Genomic DNA, 19,393 nt, shown 5'->3' on the forward strand with positions numbered 1-19,393 from the left:
TGACTGCTGGACAGATATTCGTGCAACTATGCCTAATGCTTCTGCATCTTTATTGATAATACACACATAACCGCCCTGCTTATGAATACTGCATTCGTTACCCAATTTATACCCGTTCTATTGGTTGTTGGTCAGACACTGGCTACGGGTGCTCCAGCAGCCAATCCGGAAACAGCTACTACGGTTCAGGCGGCGTTGGTAGATGACAATGACGACACGCCCTACAAAACGTTATCGTTTACAAACATCAATTTGGTGCGCGCTCAGACGTCGGGCGGTGGGCTAACCGTAGAAGGCGGTTCGGGCAATGGTGTGAAAGTTGAGATGTTCATTCGCGGCAACAATGGTAATGGTAGCCTCAGCAAGGATGAAATTGAAGAACGTTTAAAAGATTACGAAGTATCGATTCGGCAGGAGGGTAATACGGTGGTAGCTATTGCCAAGCAGCGTAGCTCATTTGGGTGGAACTGGAAAAGAGGATTAAGTATCAGTTTCAAATTCACTACGCCCCGCAATATGTCCACCAACATCAGTACGTCGGGGGGTGGTATCAAGATGAGCCACCTGACGGGCAAGCAACGGTTCGAGACGTCGGGCGGTGGTATCAACCTGACTGATCTGAAAGGCGACATCGAAGGAAACACCTCGGGTGGGGGCATTAAACTAACTGAATGCCGCGACCGCGTGGTCGTTGAAACGTCGGGGGGGAGCATTGACGCCAGCAACTCCAGTGGCAACCTGAAAATGCATACCTCTGGCGGGGGCATCCGAATCAGTAATCTCAACGGCATAATCAACGTGGAAACGTCGGGGGGTAGCATTACCGGCGACCGGATCGACGGGGAACTGAAAGCGGGCACGTCGGGTGGGGGTATCCGTATCCGCGACATGGCGGGCAGCATCGACGCCGAAACCAGTGCCGGTAGCGTGGAAGTGAACTTCACCCGCGTAGATAAATACGTGAAGCTGGAAACCTCAGCGGGGAGTGTACGGGTACAGATGCCCATGGACAAAGGCATGAGCCTGGACCTGAGCGGCAGCCGCGTGAGTGCACCGCTGAGCAACTTTAGCGGTTCGGCAGAGCGTGACCGGATTGTAGGTAAAACCAACGGCGGCGGCATCCCGGTTGTCCTGTCGGCCACGGCGGGCAGCGTGTCTATCAACCAGCAATAAGCGTGTCCGCCCGCGAACGGCAGCTGTCCGATTACGGACGAGGCGATTACAAAAAAGCCCCAAATCACACGATTTGGGGCTTTTTTGTGCCGTGGCACACCGATTGACTAGGTATGTTTGTAGGGAGATTACTCGGTTTGCAGGAATTTGTTCAGGTCAAGCCCTAACTGTTCAGAAACCGATGTCTCTTGTAGTAAACCACCGTTGACCACTTGATAGTGATACCAGATTTGAGTTTTGTAATCATAAATGAAGCCATCCAGAATGCCATACAGGTCTTCATCAATCAACTTAATTATTTTGCGCATATCCTGTTTTAATCCAGCCCTATGGCTAACCTCGATGATAATGGGTATGGTATCGTTATCATTATTGGCCAAAATGAGATCTGGCGTTGGACTAGCCCCACCTTCGTCAACCATCGTTTCGGGTAGTGGCTCCAGGGCCAATGTTTTTTCCTGAAAATGCATATGACCCAAACCCGCCATTAGTTTGGCAATAATCCGCTGATGGACGCGGGGGTGGTACCGCACCCGGTCATAAGTGCCCACGTCGTCGTGCAAAAGCAGCGGGCCGTCGAAATAGGGATGGTACATAAATTTAGCAGTCAACCTTGTCAAATATAACCGATTATGATCGAGCTAATCAACGTGGCCAAGCACTACCCCGCCGGGTTTGGCCGTACCTACGTGTTGCGGAATATTAACCTGACCATCGACCAGGGCGAGTTTGTTTCCATCATGGGCCCCAGCGGTTCGGGCAAGAGTACGCTGCTCCACATTTTGGGTATGCTGGAAGAACCCTCGGAGGGCGAATACCGCTTTCTGGACGAACCCGTGCAGAAGCTGTCGGAGAAAAAGCGCACTGAACTACACCGGAGCCACATCGGGTTTGTGTTCCAGGCCTATCACCTCATCGACGAACTGACGGTGTATGAAAACATTGAAACCCCACTGCTCTACAAAGGGGTGTCGGGCGCTGAACGCAAAAGCCGCGTGGCCGACGTGCTGGATCGGTTCAACATTGTAGCTAAAAAAGACCTGTTTCCCAGTCAGTTGTCGGGGGGGCAGCAGCAACTGGTGGGGGTGGCGCGGGCCATCGTGGCGCAACCTAAGGTCATCTTCGCCGATGAGCCCACGGGCAACCTGCACTCAGAACAAGCCGCCGAGATTATGGCCCTTTTCCGCGAACTAAACCAGAAAGACGGCGTCACTATCGTGCAGGTAACCCACTCAGAAGTCAACGCAGAGTATGGTAATCGCATCGTGCGCCTCAAAGATGGTTGGCTGGTGCCGGAGAAGTTATCAGTCTGAAGTTTACTGTTTGCTGTTGCTTCGCGTTCTAGGCCCTTCGACAAGCTCAGGGTGACAGGTTATAAGAGTAATCATCTTGAGTTGATTTAATTGCCCTGTCACCCTGAGCTTGTCGAAGGGCCTAGAGCGCGAAGCCTACAGCGCGAAGCAACTGATAACTCTAAACTGAAAACTGCCTCACCGCTTCAATCGGCGTATCCAGCAATGCCTGGATGCCGTTGACGTTGGCGCAGAAAACGGCGTCGGCATCGGCCAGGACCTCGGGCAGAAACAGGCCCTCCTGCACTGGGTGATTGCGCATGATTTGCCGCCGTACAATGCCGTCGATACATCCTGTTTCAAGGGAAGGGGTGAATAGCTGATGGGCTTTTACCCAAAAAATGCTGGAGGCTACGCACTCGGCAATGTGGCCGTGGGTATCGAGCAGCAGTGCCTCATCGTAGTGGTGCTGCTGTCGGAAAAGGCCCGCCAGCACATAGGGTAGGGCATTGAGCGTCTTAAAAGGCGAGATTGAAGAGGGCGACAGCCGGACGTCGCGGAAGATACCCAGGCGGGCTTTGCTGGTAATGCCAAAGGGTTCGGTGGGTTGGGCGGTCAGAAGCCAGTCGGCGGTGTGGGTGGTGGGTGTATAGAGGCCTCCGGGTTGCCGCCATACCTGCAGTTTAAGTCGCGCCGGGCCATTGGCAAGACCGTTTTGCTGCACCAGATCCAGTAACGTCGCCCGGAGTTCATCCGTATTGAAGGGCACGGCAGGGGCCAGTTGCAGGGCCGCCATCCCCCGCGTGAGGCGGTCGACATGGTCGGGCCAAAACCAGAGCTTACCACCCTCGTAGCGGATGGTCTCGAACAAACCGTCGCCGTATTGAAAGGCCCGATTAGTACTCTGAACGCCGAACGAGGCGACGGAGAGCACATCCGAATTATAAACCAGATTCATGGCGCTTTTCCACCGTTTATCCCAAAACGGTGGTCATGGCGAATGTAAGCATGTAACATTGACCCCACAAATACGTATGACTATCTACCAAATGCCCTTTACGCGGTTTCTGCTGGCCATCGGGCTGACCCTCACTATCGGCACATTGCCGACAACCAATCTGGCATGTCTGGCGCAAACGCTTGGTTCAGCTCCTTCGGCCATTACGCCCGGCGGCTCAGCCACAGCAGTGTCGGCTACGGCGGGCAGCGCCACTAATACCCAGGCCAACGCTGTGCAGGTGCTGGGCCTGCAGCAGTGCATCGACATTGCGCTGAAGAACAACATCACCATTCAGCAGGGGCAGTTGCAGGTGGAAAGCAGCGAGTTGCAACTGCGGCAGTCACGGTTCAACCAACTGCCATCAGTTAACGCCTTTGTGTCGCAAAATATCAGCTCAGGATATAACGTAGATCCCGTTACTTATCAGTTTGTTAACAGGACTATCGGATCAAATAACGTACAACTGAACGCAACAGTCCCCATCTTTCAAGGCTATCAGTTGAAAAACACAATCAGGCAAAACAAGCTGATCAGGCAAGCGACGGAGAAAGAACTAGCTGCAACGCAGAACAATGTTGCTCTCAACGTAATTCAGCAGTATCTCAACGTATTGACCGGAGCTGAGCAACTGGCTATTGCCAGGCGACAGGTGGAGACGTCGCAGGCTCAGGTTGACCGGACGCAGAAATTGGTAAACGCGGGTGCTGCCCCAGAGGCAAATCTCTTTGAAATCCGGGCGACACTCGCTAATGATCAACTGACGGTAGTAAACAATCAGAACACCGTAGACCTGGCTAAACTGGCTCTCCTACAGGCTATGAACCTGCCCGCCGGACAGCCGTTTGAGGTGGAGTTTATCAACCTGCCCGATCCACGGATTGAAGCCTACGAACTCCCTGCGTCAGAGGTATACAATGTAGCAAAGCAAACGCAACCACAACTGCTCGGAGCCGACTTGCGCGTAGAGGCTGCCCGTCGGAGTATTGAAGTAGCTCGTGCTGGCTTGTATCCTCGCCTTTCATTGAGTGGCAGTGTGAACACGATCTATTCATCAAATGGGAATCCGAAAATAACCCCTACGGGCACCATTGTCACGACTGAGATCGGTACAATCAACGTTGGGAACGCATCTGTTCCTGTTTCTACAACGTCAACAGGGTTTGTTCGCTCCGAATACACGTTTCTAGAACAGCTGAACAACAACATCAGTCAAGGAATCTCATTGAACCTAAATATCCCAATTTTTGGCCAGCGCCTGGCGCGGACCAACATCACCAACGCTACGATTCAGCAGCGTAACGCGCAACTCAACGCCGACAATACGCGCCTGCAGCTACGGCAGCAAATAGAAACGGCCTACACAAGCCTGCTGGCTTCGTCGAACCGGTATCAGGCTACGGAAGCATCCGTAATTTCATTGGAACGGGCCTTTCGCGCGGCCGAGAGTCGCTACAACGCCGGGTCTATTAACGCCACGGATTATAACATTGCCAAAAACCGCTATGACATTGCCCGCGGGCAGCTGGTACAGGCCAAATATGACTACGTATTCCGCGTCAAGATTTTAGATTTTTACCAGAACAAGCCACTTACATTTAATTAGTGAATGAATGATTGAGCGAATGAGCGAATAGCTTGGAGCGCTTTGCGCAGCGTATTTTTTAGACAGGCGCGAAGCGTTCCAAGCTATTCGCTCATTCGCTCAATCATTCATTCGCTCATTGATTTATGAAGAAAAAGTCAAATCGGGTTTGGTGGGTACTGGCCGCATTGGCGGTGGTACTAATTGTGGGACTGGTGGCGGCCAAACAGGCGGGCCTGATTGGGAAACCACCCATGACCGAAGTCGATTTTGCCGTGGCGCAACGCACCGACATTGTGGAGCGGGTGAGCGCGTCGGGTCGGGTGCAGCCCGAAGTAGAGGTGAAAATCAGCCCCGACGTGTCGGGTGAGATTATTGCCATGTACGTAAAAGAGGGCGATCCTGTGAAGGCGGGGCAACTGTTGTGCCGCATCCGTCCTGACAATTACGAATCGTTTTCGGCGCGGGCGCAGGCCACCGTTAATCAGAGCAAAGCCCAGCTAGAGCAGAGCAAAGCGGGCGTATTACAGGCCGAAGCGCGGCTGATTCGCACCAAAGCCGACTACGAACGGAGCCGCAAACTGCTGGCCGACAAGGTGATTTCGCAGGCTGATTTTGAAACCGTCGAGGCCAATTACAACGTCGCCAAACAGGATATCGAAGCCCAGAAAGCCAATGTTCGGGCCGCTCAGTACAGCATCCAAAGCGCCGAAGCCAGCCTCCGCGATGCCAGAGAGAACCTGCGCAAAACCACCATCTACTCGCCTGTTAATGGCACGGTGTCTAAACTCAACGTGGAGCAGGGCGAGCGCGTGGTGGGTACGTCGCAGATGGCGGGTACAGAGATCATGCGCCTGGCGAACCTCAACAACATGGAGGTGCGGGTGAATGTCAACGAAAACGACATTGTGCGCGTCAGTCTTGGCGACACTGCCGATATTGAAGTAGACTCCTACACCACGGCAGGCCGCAAGTTCAAGGGTATCGTGACCGAGGTAGCCAACACCGCCAACGGCCTCACAAACGCCGCCGGCGTGGCAGCATCGTCGGATGTGGTGACGGAATTTGAAGTAAAAATCAAGATTCTGAACAGCTCGTATACCGACCTGTCGGCTAAGTTGGGCGGCCGTGGATTTCCGTTTAAGCCGGGAATGACTGCCTCTGTCGAAATCATCACCGATCGCCGTCCGGCCGTGTTGTCGGTGCCTATCGCCGCCGTAACAACCCGGAGTGATAGTACGCAGGCACAAAAAGATGCGTCTAAAACAGATAACAATGCCCCTACTGACCAAGTCGTTGCAGCCCCGAAAAAGGCCGTTCGCGAGATCGTGTTTGTGGCTGAAAAGGGCAAAGCTGTGCAGCGTGAAGTAAAAACGGGTATCAGTGATTTTGAAAATATCCAGATCGTATCGGGTCTGAAGGCGGGTGATCAGGTCATTTCTGGTCCTTTCCTGGTTGTTTCGCAGAAATTGAAGCCCGGTGACCTGGTTACCAAGCGCGATCCAAACAAGAAAAAGGAGTGAGAAGCAAGAGATGAGAGGTAAGAGGCAAGAGAAGGGGCCCTACAGCTTGTCTCTTGCATCTTGCCTCCCATCTCTTGCTTCTCCTTCATAAAACAGTTTCGGGAACGCTTCGTTAGCAATACAGATCAATAATCAATTGCTGCCTAATGCAGGGTACCGTCATTCATTACGACCCACTGACGCGTTGCGGTGTACTCCGCGCCGAAACTGATACGCCCACGCCTGGTCAACTCCATTATTTTCGCGACGACGAGGTCATAAACGTTGGCCACATTACGCCAGGGCAACGTGTGACCCTGCGTACCAGCGTGGCTACCTACGCCACAGACGCAGGTAACGATGCTAACGAGCCCGACGTTGAGTTCGTCGAAGCCGTGCCTGTTGACCATCCGGGGCAGTTTCATGATACCGTCCCGCGGAAACCATCGGCATTGGGTAACATTGCCGGTTTTGTACTGGCTCTGCTCACGCTGTTTTGTTTGCTGGGTGCAGGTGGTGAAACGGGCAATTTCTATACTACGCCCGGCCCCAAACTGACCGAATCGCTGTTTGGCGTGCTGTCGGCGGTAGGGCTGGTAATTATGATGGTGCATTTTTTTGCCTTGTCGCCCCGCAAAAATGTCCGGCGTACCTACTGGCTGGTAGCCATCAGTTCGCTGATTGCCTACATCTCGATGTCGTTTCGTGGGTTCGAGGCCGATCAGGCGGCCTCGGCTTATGGCTGGGGGCTGTTAGCACTCGGATTCGCCGTTTACGTACTACCTTTCCGCCCCAAACAAAAACACCATAGATGAGATATTCTGTATGCCTGATGGCCCTTTTCCTGCTGTTTTCGGCCTGTGGTGGCGGCAAAAAGCGCGATAAAAAAGAAGTCGCCGCCCCTGCTAAAACAGAGTCGGTAGGGACTGTCCATTTCTTTCTGGAAACGTCGGCCAGTATGGGTGGTTACCTGAAGGGAGGCACCACGTTTAAAGACGTGGTGGCCGATGTGGTCACGAAAGCGAACCAGATCAGGCCTACGTCACTCTATACCATTTCGGGAAAAGCCCCACAACCAGTAACAGGTGGCGTAAACTCGTTTGTGGCCCAACTGGCTACCACACCGCTGGCTACGGGCAAAAGCTCGGAGATGCACCAAATCTTTAAGCAGGTGGGTAGTAAGGCTACGGGCAATGACCTCGCCATTTTCGTGTCTGACTGCATCCTGTCGTTTCCCGATGCCGACATCAAGAGCAACCCGGAGGTGAACCGCAGTGATGCGTCCAGCACGTTAAAAAACAATATTTACGACCAGTTTGCCTCCTTTAGCAAGCAGGGTATCGGCGCTACAGTGCTGGCCTATACCTCACCTTTCAACGGTACTTACTACACCTACCAAAACCAAAAACAGAAGCTGGCGGGCGAACAGCGGCCGTTCTACATCTGGGTTATTGGCAAACAAAAGCTGGTGGGTCCGTTTGTGCAACAACTGATTGATGGCTTAACTACGCCCCCCATCAAACGGCTTGACTTTGGTGCGGCCGGTGCGCTGAACCGGTACGACCTGTTTTTCGCCCTAAACAAAAAAGGCGACTGGCGGGCCGACCACAACAACGTAACCAACATCAGGATGGGCCGCAAAGCACAACCCGTTGAATTTGCTATTGGTCTGAACATGAGCGGTTTGCCCGACTACGCGCAGGCAGAAGCCTATTTAAAGAGTAACCTTGCCGCCACTGCCGACAACGGGGCTGTGAAACTGGTGAGCGTGCAGCGAAAAGACGCCGTGAAGACCGACCGCATGAGTGACCGCGAACAAAAATTGCTGAGCCAAAATACGCATGTGCTCACCTTCCGCGTTGATAACTTATTTGCCGATGCTGCCATGCTGACCCTGAAACTGCCCGTCCGTTTTGATACCTGGTACACCACCTGGTCGACAATGGACGACCGGACAGAGGCAGGTCGCAAGAACAAGACCTTTGCCCTGGAACACCTCATGACCGGCGTCCGCGAAGCCTACCAAACCGGCGGCAATGAGTTTGCTAACTTGACTATTCAATTAAAAAAGTGATGAATGATAAACGATGAGTTTGCTTACGTCAGCCAGTTACTCTAGCGTAAGCAAACTCATCATTCATCATTCATCATTCCCTTCTATGTTCCAATCCATTTACGAACTCTTCCTTGGTCAGAATAATGACCCTATTTACGTTGACGAAATATTTGCGCCCGTTGGCACCACCACTACGTTGGTTGCGCTGGTATTAGCCGCAATTTTTTACGCAGGCTTAGGGCGATGGAAAGCTGTTTTTCATCGCACCAGCCATTGGGTTATTACGCTGATTGTCATGGCTGTATTCGGATTTTTCTACGCAACGTATTATGCTAAAGACCGCACCGGTGCTGATGATATGGACTCGTACATGACCAGTTTTGGTGGTGTAAATGCATTGCTGGCCGTAGTCTTATTTTTTCTCTTTTCACTGGCGTTAAAGAACGTGTCTATTTTCGCTAAAAGAACGCCTTTTTAAATGGATTTGGGATTGCGGATTGCGGATTTTGGATAAGAGAACAGTGTAGTAATCCAAAATCCGCAATCCGCAATCCCAAATCCAAAATCCAAAATCTTTTATGAAACTCTTTCTCTTTGGTATTGGCGGTACGGGGGCGCGGGTGTTGCGCTCGCTGACCATGCTGCTGGCAAGCGGCGCTAATGTGCCCGCTGATCTGACGATTATTCCGATTCTGCTGGACATGGACATGCAGAACGGCGACACCGAACGGGCATTGCGGCTGGTTGACCTCTATCGCAGCATCCGGCAAACAGGCTACCCCAATGGACCTAAAGTCGACGGGAAAACCACTGGCGTAGTCACGGCAGCGCGGCCATTTTTCAGTACGGCCCTGCAACCGCTAGGGTCGTTGCAAACCCCGGGCGAAGGTTCTCAGCAGCAGATTGGTGATTCTATTTTGCCCAAATTAACCGACCATCAGGGCACGTTCGAAGAGTTTTTGCAGGTGAGCAGCCTTGAAGACGTTGACCGTGAATTCCTGAAATTACTCTACGACAATTCGGCGAAGCCGACCAACGCTGAGTTGAAGCTGAACCTCTCGGTAGGGTTCAAGGGCAACCCAAATATTGGTTCGGTGGTGTTCAACGCGCTGGAAGATTCGCCGGTGTACAGATACTTCACGAGTGCCTTCAATGATCAGACCGACCGGATTTTTGTGATCAGTTCCATCTTCGGTGGAACGGGGTCGGCGGGGTTCCCGCAGTTGATCAAGCTGTTGCAGCATCCGAGTCAGAAAGTGCCCATTCGCAACGCCAAGAAGGGTGCGGTGACGGTGATGCCTTATTTTGCGCTGGAAGAAAACAACCAAAGCGCCATTGATCAGAACCGGTTTTTGTCGAAAACAAAGGCCGCACTGTCATACTATCAGAGCCAGATCAACCTCGACGCGCTCTACTACATTGGTGACCGGCCTGGTAGCAAGCTGTATCCTAACGTGGAAGGTGGCGCCAAGCAGGCCAACAATGCTCACGTAGTCGAGATGCTGGCGGCCGAATCGGTGCTTGATTTTGCCCGGCGCGGGGCGGGAGACTTCAGCACCGACAAACGCTATCTCGAATATGGCCTGCGCCGCAATGACCGCAGCCTCGACCTTGCCCACTTCGGCGACAGTACGTATACCAACCTGCTGGAACCGTTGGTGCGGTTTACCTACGCCGCCAAATTCTACACCGATTTTGTACCCAACAACCTTGGCGAAGCCTTTGCCAAAAATCTGAACCTGCCACAGCAATTGCGCACGGCTACGTTCTACACTGCCCTCGACAATTTTATTAATGCCTATAAAACGTGGGTCCGTGAACTGGCCACCAACGACCGGAGTTTCGCGCCGTTTGATCTCGACGCCGATTTCAATGGACTAATACGCTCCAAGCGCATCGAAACAGGGTTCTTCAGTAAGGGCATCAGCGAAGGGTTTCTGCAGGACGTGGCGGGAAAAGGAGAAAACAGCCTTAAAGCCGCCTACCCCGCCCCGGAACCCCGCTTCATGCAACTCCTGATGGACGTAGCTGATAAATGCCTCGAAAAACTCGGTCCGCTCAACCGTCAGTTGGCCGACGCTTGATTGATAGTTCAGCGTTTAAAGTCTAACGTCTAAAGTTGCTTCGCGTTCTAGTACCTAAGAGCGCGAAGCAACTTTAGACGTTAGACTTTAAACGCTGAACGTTAGACATCAGACATTAAACTCATTCTCATGCCTCATATCCTTCGCATTGATACCGACCCTAACGTTAGTCAGCAGAACCATAATGGCTGGACGGGGAGTCAGGCGGGCCTGACGGGCAACCGCATCGAACATATTCCCGATACGCTCACGGGCGCGGCGGGTGGTGCCGCCGGGGCTGCTGCCAAAGCCGGAACGTCTATTCCCTCTCCGTTTGCGCGGCTGTATTTGTTCGACACGGCGTTTCGGATGGTGAAAAACAACCTGCAGCCTGCCGAATTAAGCATGTACCACGTGCTGGTGTCGCACACGCTCGATCTGCTGGAACTGCTGTTTCAGGCGGGCAACACCGACGACCTGACCTATAAGCTCTGGAACAAAGCCGAGCGGCTGGGTAAGCTGGGTACGGCTGTGGGCGGCGCGGCACGGCATCCGCATCAGGTGCTGGCCAAGGCGCTGGAACTTGATTTCCGGAACGAACTGGCGACGGTGCAGACCACCACGATGATCTATTACAAAGGCGCCCTGCTGGGTGGCACTACGCCGCTGACGCTGGTGTTCACATCGCCCAACTGGGAGCAGGAACGTCAGAACAAGTTTATAGATCCGCCCAAAAGCAGTACGGGCCGGGTGCTGTTTCAGAACGAATACATGCCTCTGCACAGCCGCGACGAGGGTTTTACAACCTATCTGCGCCGCTGGTATGAGCAGTATAACAACATGTTGCCTGCGGGCGGCTTCAAGGAATACCTCTACCGTGTGTTCTTCGACAGCCAACTGGTGCCGCCACTGTCGGCGGGGTTGACGCTGGCTAATTTTGAACCCATTCAGGTGCGGGGCGAAAGCACGACGGTGTTGCAGGTGCTGCCCGGCGTGCCGCTGTATCGCGTTCGGGAAGACGACGTGCTGAATGACATCGAAGACAGTTCGGACTTCGTGATGCAGCCGACGGTGGATTTTTACAGCCGAGAAATGCAAAACGGCACGGCCACGGGAGTTCGCAAACCGCTGGCCCTGGCATCGCGGATGGACGTAGCGGGACGATACGTAAAAAATACGGTCTGGAACGCCAACACCGTCATTATGCGGCAGCGTGATCTGGGCAGTGGCTTTCTTCTGTCGGAGCGGTTCCTGCCGGGGGTCGACAACGTGAAATATCCGTTTGTGACGACCGACGATTTTCTGGAGGATTTTCTGGTACAGATGCCCTACAAGCTCAACAGCGGGCGTTTTTTCACCGGCACCCCCGGCGACATGGAGTTTCTACTGCCCGTACGGAAAGAGTACTTCAACTTCTTCCGGCTCGAAGATCTGCCCAAACAGCTTACCCTTCGCACGGAAGACCGGGGCCTGGACCGCATTGTGATTGCATCACTGACGATCCCGATTAAAAACAGCCGCACGGTTACGTTCCGGAAAGAATATAATCTTGGCAACCCCGACACCATGCTCGAGTTCCGGGCGGGGCTGGCCTGCTTTCCGTTCTATCGCATCACCCTGCCCGACCCTCAGTTGCAGGCCCTGAACGAGTATACGGTGATGCTGCTCGACGCCAGTAAGGACGAAGCGAACTTCCACGCGGGCCGGTCGGTGCGGTTTTTCCAGTTCGATCAGGTAGTAAACAACCAGCCGCTGGTGGTGGCTGCGCCGGAACACCGTACGCCCAAATCGGGACCCACGCAGGCGGCTTCGTATTATTATAAAGTGCCACAGGCGTTTGACCTGATCGAGGTACAATTGCAGCGCAATGGCATGCCGTATCGTGGTTTGGTGCTACCCAAATTCACGCTCATCAGCGAACGGGGTTACAAGCCGTTTACCTTCGCCATCGACTTTGGTACGTCCAATACGCACGTGGCCTACAGCGACGGTAACATGGGAAACAGTGAGCCTAAAACGCTGTCGATCAGCGATGATAAGGTCAATCTGGACAACGACGAACTGCAGATGGTGGCCCTTAATAAACCCTACGACGGCTACGAGGCCCAGACGCCGTATGCGCGCTATCGGCTGCCGGTGAGTTATGGTAAACTGCCTGAAATGGAGCGGTTTATCCGTCGCGAATTTGTGCCCGCTATCATTGGTAAGGAGTATGGTTCGCCGTTTACGTTCCCATTGAGAACCACGGTTTACGAGAAAACGGGTTCAGCCGACGCGGGCGATAACCTGTTCAGCAAGATCAACCTGGGCTTTAATATCGACCTTGAAGACGGCAGCACGGGCGTGAACCGTTACGTGACGAACCTGAAATGGTTGTTTGAAAATCAGCCTGGCGACCCCATGAACCGCCCCCGCGTCCGGGCGTTTTTCGAGGCAATGCTGCTCCTGATTCGCAACAAAATCCTGCTCAACCAGGGCAATTTAACCGATACCAAAATTACGTGGCTGGCTCCGACGAGTATGCAGGCCGACACAGAAGATAAACTGGTTGAGGAGTGGGAGAAGGCGTTTCGGCGGGTGTTCAAAACCACGCAGTACTTCCGCCCCACGCCCGTTCCCGAATCGCTGGCTCCGCATTTCTACCTCGTTACGAAGGGCGTAAAATCATTCGCAGATGCCGTGAACGTGGACATTGGGGGCGGTACGGCCGATATTATGCTGTTTATGAAGCAGCAGAACCGCTACCTCAACACCTCATTCCGGTTTGCGGGCTACGACATCTGGGGTGGTGGGTTAAATCAGCAGGGTCACCCGTCGCACCAAAAAGACAACGGCTTCATCCTGAATTATTTGCAGTATCGCCGTACGCTTAGTCAGGCTCCGGCGCCAGAAGATCAGATCTTGGATACGTTCCTGGCCAATAATGATCTGAGCGCCGAAGACATCGTGAGCCTGCTGTTCCGCAACAACGACCATTATAAGTTCACCCAGTCCATTGTCGACGGACGGCCTGCGCTACGGATCGTACTGTTTTTGCACTACTCGGCCATTGTGTACCACTTGGTGCAACTCATCGAAGCGAACGAGTTAGCCTTGCCTCGTTATCTGACGTTTACGGGTCGGGGGAGCCAGTATCTGAAGATGCTGGGGTCGTCGCGGCGGCTGATCGAGTTTACCAAAATGCTGTTCAACGCGTATTCGACCCTGCCCGTGCCGAGCGATTTCGAAGTGGTGCTGAGCGAGAACCCAAAAGAGACGACGGCCAATGGCGCAGTGCTGTTTGAGAACGCCAGTCCAATGGAAAAAGCCAAGTACGACACCCGCCAGACGGCCTGCTACTGGGGCAATGCACCGTTGGAACAAAAGGCGTTGCCTGCTCCGGCTGAGGCACAGCAGGACACTAGTTTTGGTGCGCCCATTACTACGTGGGGTTCGCAATCGGTACACAGTCCGTCGGTTGCGCCGGGGCAAAAGGTGGTTAACGCGCCATTTGAATACCGCCGTACCAAGATTGGCGAGGTGAGTGGTGACCGCGCCTTCCACGACTCAGTGCTCACCAACGTGAAGCTGTTCCTGGAAAAGACGCTAACCGACCGCGACATTGCCTATTTCCTGAGCGAACACAAAATTCAGACACCAGAGCAGTATTTGCCGTTCCTGCTGGGTTCAGACGTGACGCGCAACGGTGCCCTGTACGACAGCTATATGCTGGCCCGGATGGGGATGGAGCAGGAGCCGAACCAAGCCGTTTCGGAGACGTACTTCTTCCTGCCGCTGAAGCACGCGCTCTACGAGTTATCGAAGCAAATTGCCGGATGAAAAATGAGTTTGAAGTCTAAGGTTTAAAGTTGCGGTCCCGTGTCCGGGCTGACGCATGTGAATTGCTGACGCGTCAGCCCGGACGCGGGACCGCAACTTTAAACCTTAGACTTTAAACATTGAACTTCCTTCCTCTAAACCTTATGAAAACCATCACCACCCTTTTGCTGACTGTTATCGCTATGGCTGCCACTGCTCAAACACCGTCGCAGGAGCCAACGGGCATTGAAAAAGGTACCCTCGGCATGACCAAAGCCACGCTGGAGTTTCTGGCTACTGATCAGAAGACGTTTCCGGCGGCCAAAAAAACCGTTTGCACCGACTGCAACACGTATGCCGATTTGTCGATGTTCATCAAAGACAACAACCTGAAAAAGGCCGACGTGCTGGTCAACGACATCAAGAAGCATAGCCTGAAGCTCAACGACGAATTTGCCGCCGACGCGTTTACCAGCGAAGGAGCCGTACTGGATAGCCTTCGTAAGTATGTGATCAACCGGATTACGAGCGGGTCCGAACGGCAGCATCGGACTAAACTCGCATCGTTTTCGGCTTACCAAACCAAAATGATGGCCCTAGCGGGTGGACAAAACCCCGAAAAGGCAGTGGCTGAGCAAGCAGGTGCCACTGACGAAGCTGATTCGGAAACGCCTCCCGCCAATGATACAGCGGCTCCATCGTCGGGTGGGGGTAGCACATGGCCGCTGTGGGTGCTGTCGGTGTTGAGCCTTATGGGTGTGGGCTATCTTTACTGGCAATTGATGCAATCGGGCAAGGGAGGCGCTAAGGCTGATACCAGTGCCCTTGAAACACAACTAGCTGGTTTGCAAGACGATAACCGACGGCTTAACATGATGTTGTCTGAACTGTCGAACCGGCTGACGATGGTAGAAAAACGCCAGACTACGGCCTCACGTCCCGGAGAACCAAACCGCCCCGCCGACCTCAACCGCCCGGCCGACCGCATGCAACCGGGCATCAACCCGGCGGCTTCGGCCAACCAACCGCGGCAGCCGCAACCAGGCGGACCTATGGGTAACAACCCGGTTAATCCCGGTAACGTACCCAACACGTCCGCATCACCTGCTCAACAGCCACCAGCCCAGGCTACTAACCAGCCTGGAGCAAGCATGGCGGGCCCGTCGGCCCTGCGCCCAACACCGCCTGTAACGCCGCCACCCAGTCAGCGCGAAGCTGAGCCGATGGCAGGAACAACCAACCCGGCATCCATACCTTTGTCTGTGACGCCCCCGCCCACCGCGCCTGTTTCTCAGGCTCCGCAGCCCGTTGCCGCCACACCGGTAGTCCCACCGCCAGTAACGCCCCCTGCTCCACCCGCGGCACCTACCCGGTTGTTTGCCCGAACGGCTGACTTAGGTAATGGTTTCAGTGTCAGTGGGTTATTGGATCATGCAGAACGAGGTACGGTGTATGAACTGGAATTAACCAGCCCCCAAACAGCCCTGTTCAACGTTAGCAATGCACCCGACGCACAGCAGGTAGCGATGAGCGACCCATATTCGTATCTGAGCGATGCCTGTCTGTATGAGAACCAGCCTAACACCCAGTCGGGTACGGCGCGTATTCAAACCATTGCTCCTGGCAAACTGGTGCTTCAAGGTGATAAATGGCAGATCACGGAAAAAGCCCGGATTGGATTTGTTTAGGCGAGTATAAGGTTCAATGTCCGGGGTCCAATGTTCGGAGCCACGTCAAAAAGTAATTTTGCTTTGGACATGGAACAGTAGACATTGAACTTCTTTTCAATGACGCAGGACGATTTACGCGAACGGATTAAGAATGAACTGGTGCTGCACGAAGGCAACATTGCCGACTGGCAGTGGAACCGTACCGGCTTGCCTGCCGAGGCCACCGAGTTAGGTATTACCGATTTTCCCCGGTTGGTGGAGGACGTCAGTCGGGCGCTCAACACACGGTTTAGCAAAATTCTGGAGTTGCAGGCGGCAATCCGAAAAGCGGGGGTTGATAATGAAAAACACCTCTCAGGTCTTCAGATTGACCTTTTTGCGCAGGATGCTGACCGGCTGGGTTTATCGCGGACGTTTATAACGGAGCAATGGATCCCTCATATTCTGGCTCAATTGCCCGATGCCGCCGAGCCGGCTCCCACGTCTTCTGCCAGTGCGAAAACTGATCCAGTTTTGGCTGCTCCAGCCCCAACACCAGTACCACCGACCAGCACCAGTGGTGAGTCAGCAGAGCGGATGCAGCAGAAAGTCCGCGATATTCTGGACGATTACAAAGAACACATTCCTGCCAATGCTATCCGGGGCCTGTTTCGGGCCATTGATTACGACGAAACTGCGCTGGCCGACGCCGTGAAAACGTATTTGTCGACCAACTTTTACGCGGCTGAAACCGAACCCGCCGGCCAGTCTCTCCGCGACAAGCTCACCTCCACCGACTGGCGGCACCTGGCGTGGTGGGATCGGCCCACGTCGCCGCCACCGGCCCCGGTTGCTGTTCAGGCACCACCCGCTGCACCCGTTCCCGCTGCGCCAGTACCCCCCGCGAAAAAGTCGACCGGGCTTCGCGACTTTTTTATGGCCCTGCTCATTGCCGGGGGGCTCATTGGGTTTGTGGTTGTGTTGGTGCGCAGTCAGCGGGGTAATCAGGCGGATCAACAGAAAACGCAGGCAACTAAACCGGCTCAGGTAGATGAGTCTGCAAGTTCGGTACCGCCCAGGCGCGAGTCGAACAAGGAACGTCGCCGTCGTTTAGCCAAAGAAGCGCGGCAGGCGGCAGAGGCCGCAAAACTGGCCCGTACGCAGGCAGCACCACAACCCTCGACCGATGCCGCCCGTGGTACTGGTGCTAATGCTGATAAGCCCTACGATGAACTGCTCAACGATGTGGGCCAGTATGGCGAACGGGCGGCTAAAAAAGGCGGCCAATGGGGCCTCTGGCGTAGCGGAAAGTGGTTTATCGAACCCCAGTACGACGACATCAGTGTCTTCAACAACGGCCGCGCCACCGTGACCAACAATGGCCACAGCTACGAGATCGATCGGTTTGGCGATAGAGTGAAGTGATTTACGATGTACGAATTACGATGTACGATTTGTTGCTGACGCAGGACTATTCGTGCGTCAGCAACAAATCGTACATCGTAATTCGTACATCGTAAATCACTTTCCCACTTGCACCGTGAGGTACTGAAACTTAGTGGCGTCGGTGAAGGAGATGAAGCCCACGCTGTTGCCCTTGAAGTTTCGATAGGGGTGAGGGCTGTCTTCTACTTCTTTGCCGTTTACATAAAAGTGCAGGTCGTCGCCGGTGCGGCGGATGGTGAGCGTGTTGCGAACGGGGTCAATCGGCACTTTGGCGTTGGTAGGCTTACCGGGCATATACGAAGCCATAGCCGTGCCATTCACGCGGGTGTAAAGCGACACTTTCTGGGTGCCGATAAGCCGAAACTGACAGTAGTTGTTCGTGTCTTTCACGCCAATCAACAAGCCGCCATCTGGCTGTGAACCAACGGGTACAACCATTTCCACACTTACCGTAAACGTATCGGCTTTGTTCAGATTCAGGTCGTTGGGGAGCTTGATGTAGCTGCGGCCGGGGCGGGTCAGGGCGGGCTTTTCTTTACGGATGTAATAGCTGTCTTTGGCTACTTCCAGCACAAAACCGTTACGTTTGCCCACCAGCCAGCCGTTATGGTTGTCGGCGAAGGTTTCCAGAAACGAGGTGGTCTTTTCCCTTGTCGGCTCCGTGGCTTTTGTTGCTGCAGGTTTGGTGTCGCTGGCTACAACAGGACTGGCTTCTGCTTTCGGCGTGGGCGTTTTGGTTGCCACAGCCACTGTTTTGGCCGTTGGTTTGGTTGCTTCGGCAACCGGCGCAGGGGCTACCTTAGTCGCTTTGGTTTTGCGGCCCGGTTTGGTCGCAACTGCCGTAGCCACGGTGTCGGTTGCCGTAATACCCAATGTAGTCCAGTCGCTGGCTGCCGAGACAACGTTGGCTTTCTGGCCAAAAGTAGTGATTGAAACCAGGGAAACGGTAAGAAACAGGAGGAATGAACGCATAAGAAATAGCTTAAAACGAGTAGCGAAACAAGGCCACGGGTGTGTTGGCCTGGTAGTTTACATTGAGCGATATGGCGGGCTGTTTTCGGGCGGTCCGCTGATTGCGAAGGCCTTTAAGCAGCGTCAGCGTTACGTCGGTGAGCCAGATCAGGCCTGCCGCGCGGGTGGCGATGTAGTACCGCTGATGTGCCGAATTCGCTTGCTGGTAATAGGCTTCCCCATCGGTTTCAGACGGCGACCGACTGTAGGCGTCATAGGCCTGCGTGGCTTCGCCCTGCTGCCCGGCTCCATAGATTAGAAGCCCATAGGCCGCTACTGTTACCAACGGACGAAAGCCCACTTTGGGTGTTGGGTTCTGCACAAAAATATTGCCGATACCCGGTGCCAGCGCCGACAGCAATGCCCATCCTGGTCCGTTGTACCGTCGGGTAGCCACGCTTTCGTACGGCTTGTCTTCGGCGGCGGGCGGTTCGGGTTTGGGTGTTTCAACTGCACCAGCACCAAGCTGTTTCACCAACACAACCGCCCGGACTTCTTCGCGGAGCAGCAACTTGTTTTCCCGCAGGTTCCAGACTACTTTTTTGTCGCGTCCGTCGGTCTGATTTTGGCCAATCGCCCCCGACACATTAGCGGCATTGGGCCTGACCAAAATGCCCGACCGGCGTTGCAACCGCACGTAGATTGAGTCGCTGGGCTGGGCGTTTTTCAGGTCGTAATAAATGTCAATGGATTGCTGATTGGCGGCGCGCATCCGCACGTTGCTGACGCGGCCCTGTCCCAGCGCGCTGGTGGTAATGCCAACAAAGGCCAGGAAAAGCCAGCCACGAAAAGTAGGTAGTGAGATCGTCATGGTGGAAAAG

The 19,393-nt window shown here is 54.1% G+C and carries 15 protein-coding genes; 11 read left to right on the forward strand and 4 right to left on the reverse strand.

The window, feature by feature from the left end:
• Positions 1–81: 81 nt before the first annotated feature.
• Positions 82–1,173, forward strand: a complete 1,092-nt coding sequence (locus J2I47_RS00435) for a DUF4097 family beta strand repeat-containing protein (protein ID WP_207362573.1) — start codon at positions 82–84, stop codon at positions 1,171–1,173.
• A 128-nt stretch (positions 1,174–1,301) separates the two neighbouring features.
• Here the strand turns inward: J2I47_RS00435 and J2I47_RS00440 are convergent, their stop codons facing one another.
• Positions 1,302–1,769: a hypothetical protein gene (locus J2I47_RS00440; RefSeq protein WP_207362574.1), complete on the reverse strand. Its 468-nt coding sequence runs from the start codon at positions 1,767–1,769 to the stop codon at positions 1,302–1,304.
• A 36-nt stretch (positions 1,770–1,805) separates the two neighbouring features.
• Between J2I47_RS00440 and J2I47_RS00445 the strand changes: the two genes are divergently transcribed.
• Entirely contained in the window at positions 1,806–2,486 is a 681-nt protein-coding gene (locus J2I47_RS00445) for an ABC transporter ATP-binding protein (protein WP_207362575.1), read from the forward strand.
• A 160-nt stretch (positions 2,487–2,646) separates the two neighbouring features.
• On the opposite strand, the gene J2I47_RS00450 is transcribed toward J2I47_RS00445, so the two are convergent.
• Complete coding sequence (locus J2I47_RS00450; protein WP_207362576.1) at positions 2,647–3,423, reverse strand: aminotransferase class IV; 777 nt, start codon at positions 3,421–3,423, stop codon at positions 2,647–2,649.
• Between the two features lie 76 nt (positions 3,424–3,499).
• On the opposite strand from J2I47_RS00450, the gene J2I47_RS00455 reads away from it, so the two are divergent.
• The 9 genes from J2I47_RS00455 (at position 3,500) to J2I47_RS00495 (ending at position 17,540) form a co-directional block, all read left to right on the forward strand.
• On the forward strand, positions 3,500–5,068 hold the full coding sequence (locus tag J2I47_RS00455) for a TolC family protein (protein WP_229374187.1): 1,569 nt from the start codon (positions 3,500–3,502) through the stop codon (positions 5,066–5,068).
• Between the two features lie 125 nt (positions 5,069–5,193).
• Positions 5,194–6,570, forward strand: coding sequence for an efflux RND transporter periplasmic adaptor subunit (locus tag J2I47_RS00460; RefSeq protein WP_207362578.1), 1,377 nt, complete (start codon positions 5,194–5,196; stop codon positions 6,568–6,570).
• Positions 6,571–6,716: 146 nt separating this feature from the next.
• Complete coding sequence (locus J2I47_RS00465) at positions 6,717–7,364, forward strand: hypothetical protein (RefSeq protein WP_207362579.1); 648 nt, start codon at positions 6,717–6,719, stop codon at positions 7,362–7,364.
• Complete coding sequence (locus J2I47_RS00470; protein WP_207362580.1) at positions 7,361–8,623, forward strand: hypothetical protein; 1,263 nt, start codon at positions 7,361–7,363, stop codon at positions 8,621–8,623. Before J2I47_RS00465 ends, J2I47_RS00470 begins: the two co-directional genes overlap by 4 nt.
• 85 nt (positions 8,624–8,708) lie before the next feature.
• Positions 8,709–9,083, forward strand: a complete 375-nt coding sequence (locus J2I47_RS00475) for a hypothetical protein (protein ID WP_207362581.1) — start codon at positions 8,709–8,711, stop codon at positions 9,081–9,083.
• A gap of 100 nt (positions 9,084–9,183) precedes the next feature.
• On the forward strand, positions 9,184–10,689 hold the full coding sequence (locus J2I47_RS00480; protein ID WP_207362582.1) for a hypothetical protein: 1,506 nt from the start codon (positions 9,184–9,186) through the stop codon (positions 10,687–10,689).
• 129 nt (positions 10,690–10,818) lie between these two features.
• Complete coding sequence (locus tag J2I47_RS00485) at positions 10,819–14,487, forward strand: hypothetical protein (RefSeq protein ID WP_207362583.1); 3,669 nt, start codon at positions 10,819–10,821, stop codon at positions 14,485–14,487.
• A 143-nt stretch (positions 14,488–14,630) separates the two neighbouring features.
• Positions 14,631–16,154: a hypothetical protein gene (locus J2I47_RS00490; protein ID WP_207362584.1), complete on the forward strand. Its 1,524-nt coding sequence runs from the start codon at positions 14,631–14,633 to the stop codon at positions 16,152–16,154.
• Between the two features lie 99 nt (positions 16,155–16,253).
• Positions 16,254–17,540 carry a WG repeat-containing protein gene (locus J2I47_RS00495; protein WP_207362585.1) on the forward strand — a complete coding sequence of 429 codons (1,287 nt, stop codon included), beginning with the start codon at positions 16,254–16,256 and terminating at the stop codon, positions 17,538–17,540.
• 96 nt (positions 17,541–17,636) lie between these two features.
• On the opposite strand, the gene J2I47_RS00500 is transcribed toward J2I47_RS00495, so the two are convergent.
• Together J2I47_RS00500 and J2I47_RS00505 are read right to left on the reverse strand one after the other, a co-directional pair.
• Positions 17,637–18,533 (reverse strand): LamG-like jellyroll fold domain-containing protein, encoded by an 897-nt coding sequence (locus J2I47_RS00500; protein WP_207362586.1) that lies wholly within the window; start codon positions 18,531–18,533, stop codon positions 17,637–17,639.
• Between the two features lie 10 nt (positions 18,534–18,543).
• Positions 18,544–19,383 carry a hypothetical protein gene (locus J2I47_RS00505; RefSeq protein WP_207362587.1) on the reverse strand — a complete coding sequence of 280 codons (840 nt, stop codon included), beginning with the start codon at positions 19,381–19,383 and terminating at the stop codon, positions 18,544–18,546.
• Between the last annotated feature and the right edge of the window lie 10 nt (positions 19,384–19,393).

This window comes from Fibrella rubiginis (assembly GCF_017353185.1).
GTDB lineage: Bacteria > Bacteroidota > Bacteroidia > Cytophagales > Spirosomataceae > Fibrella > Fibrella rubiginis.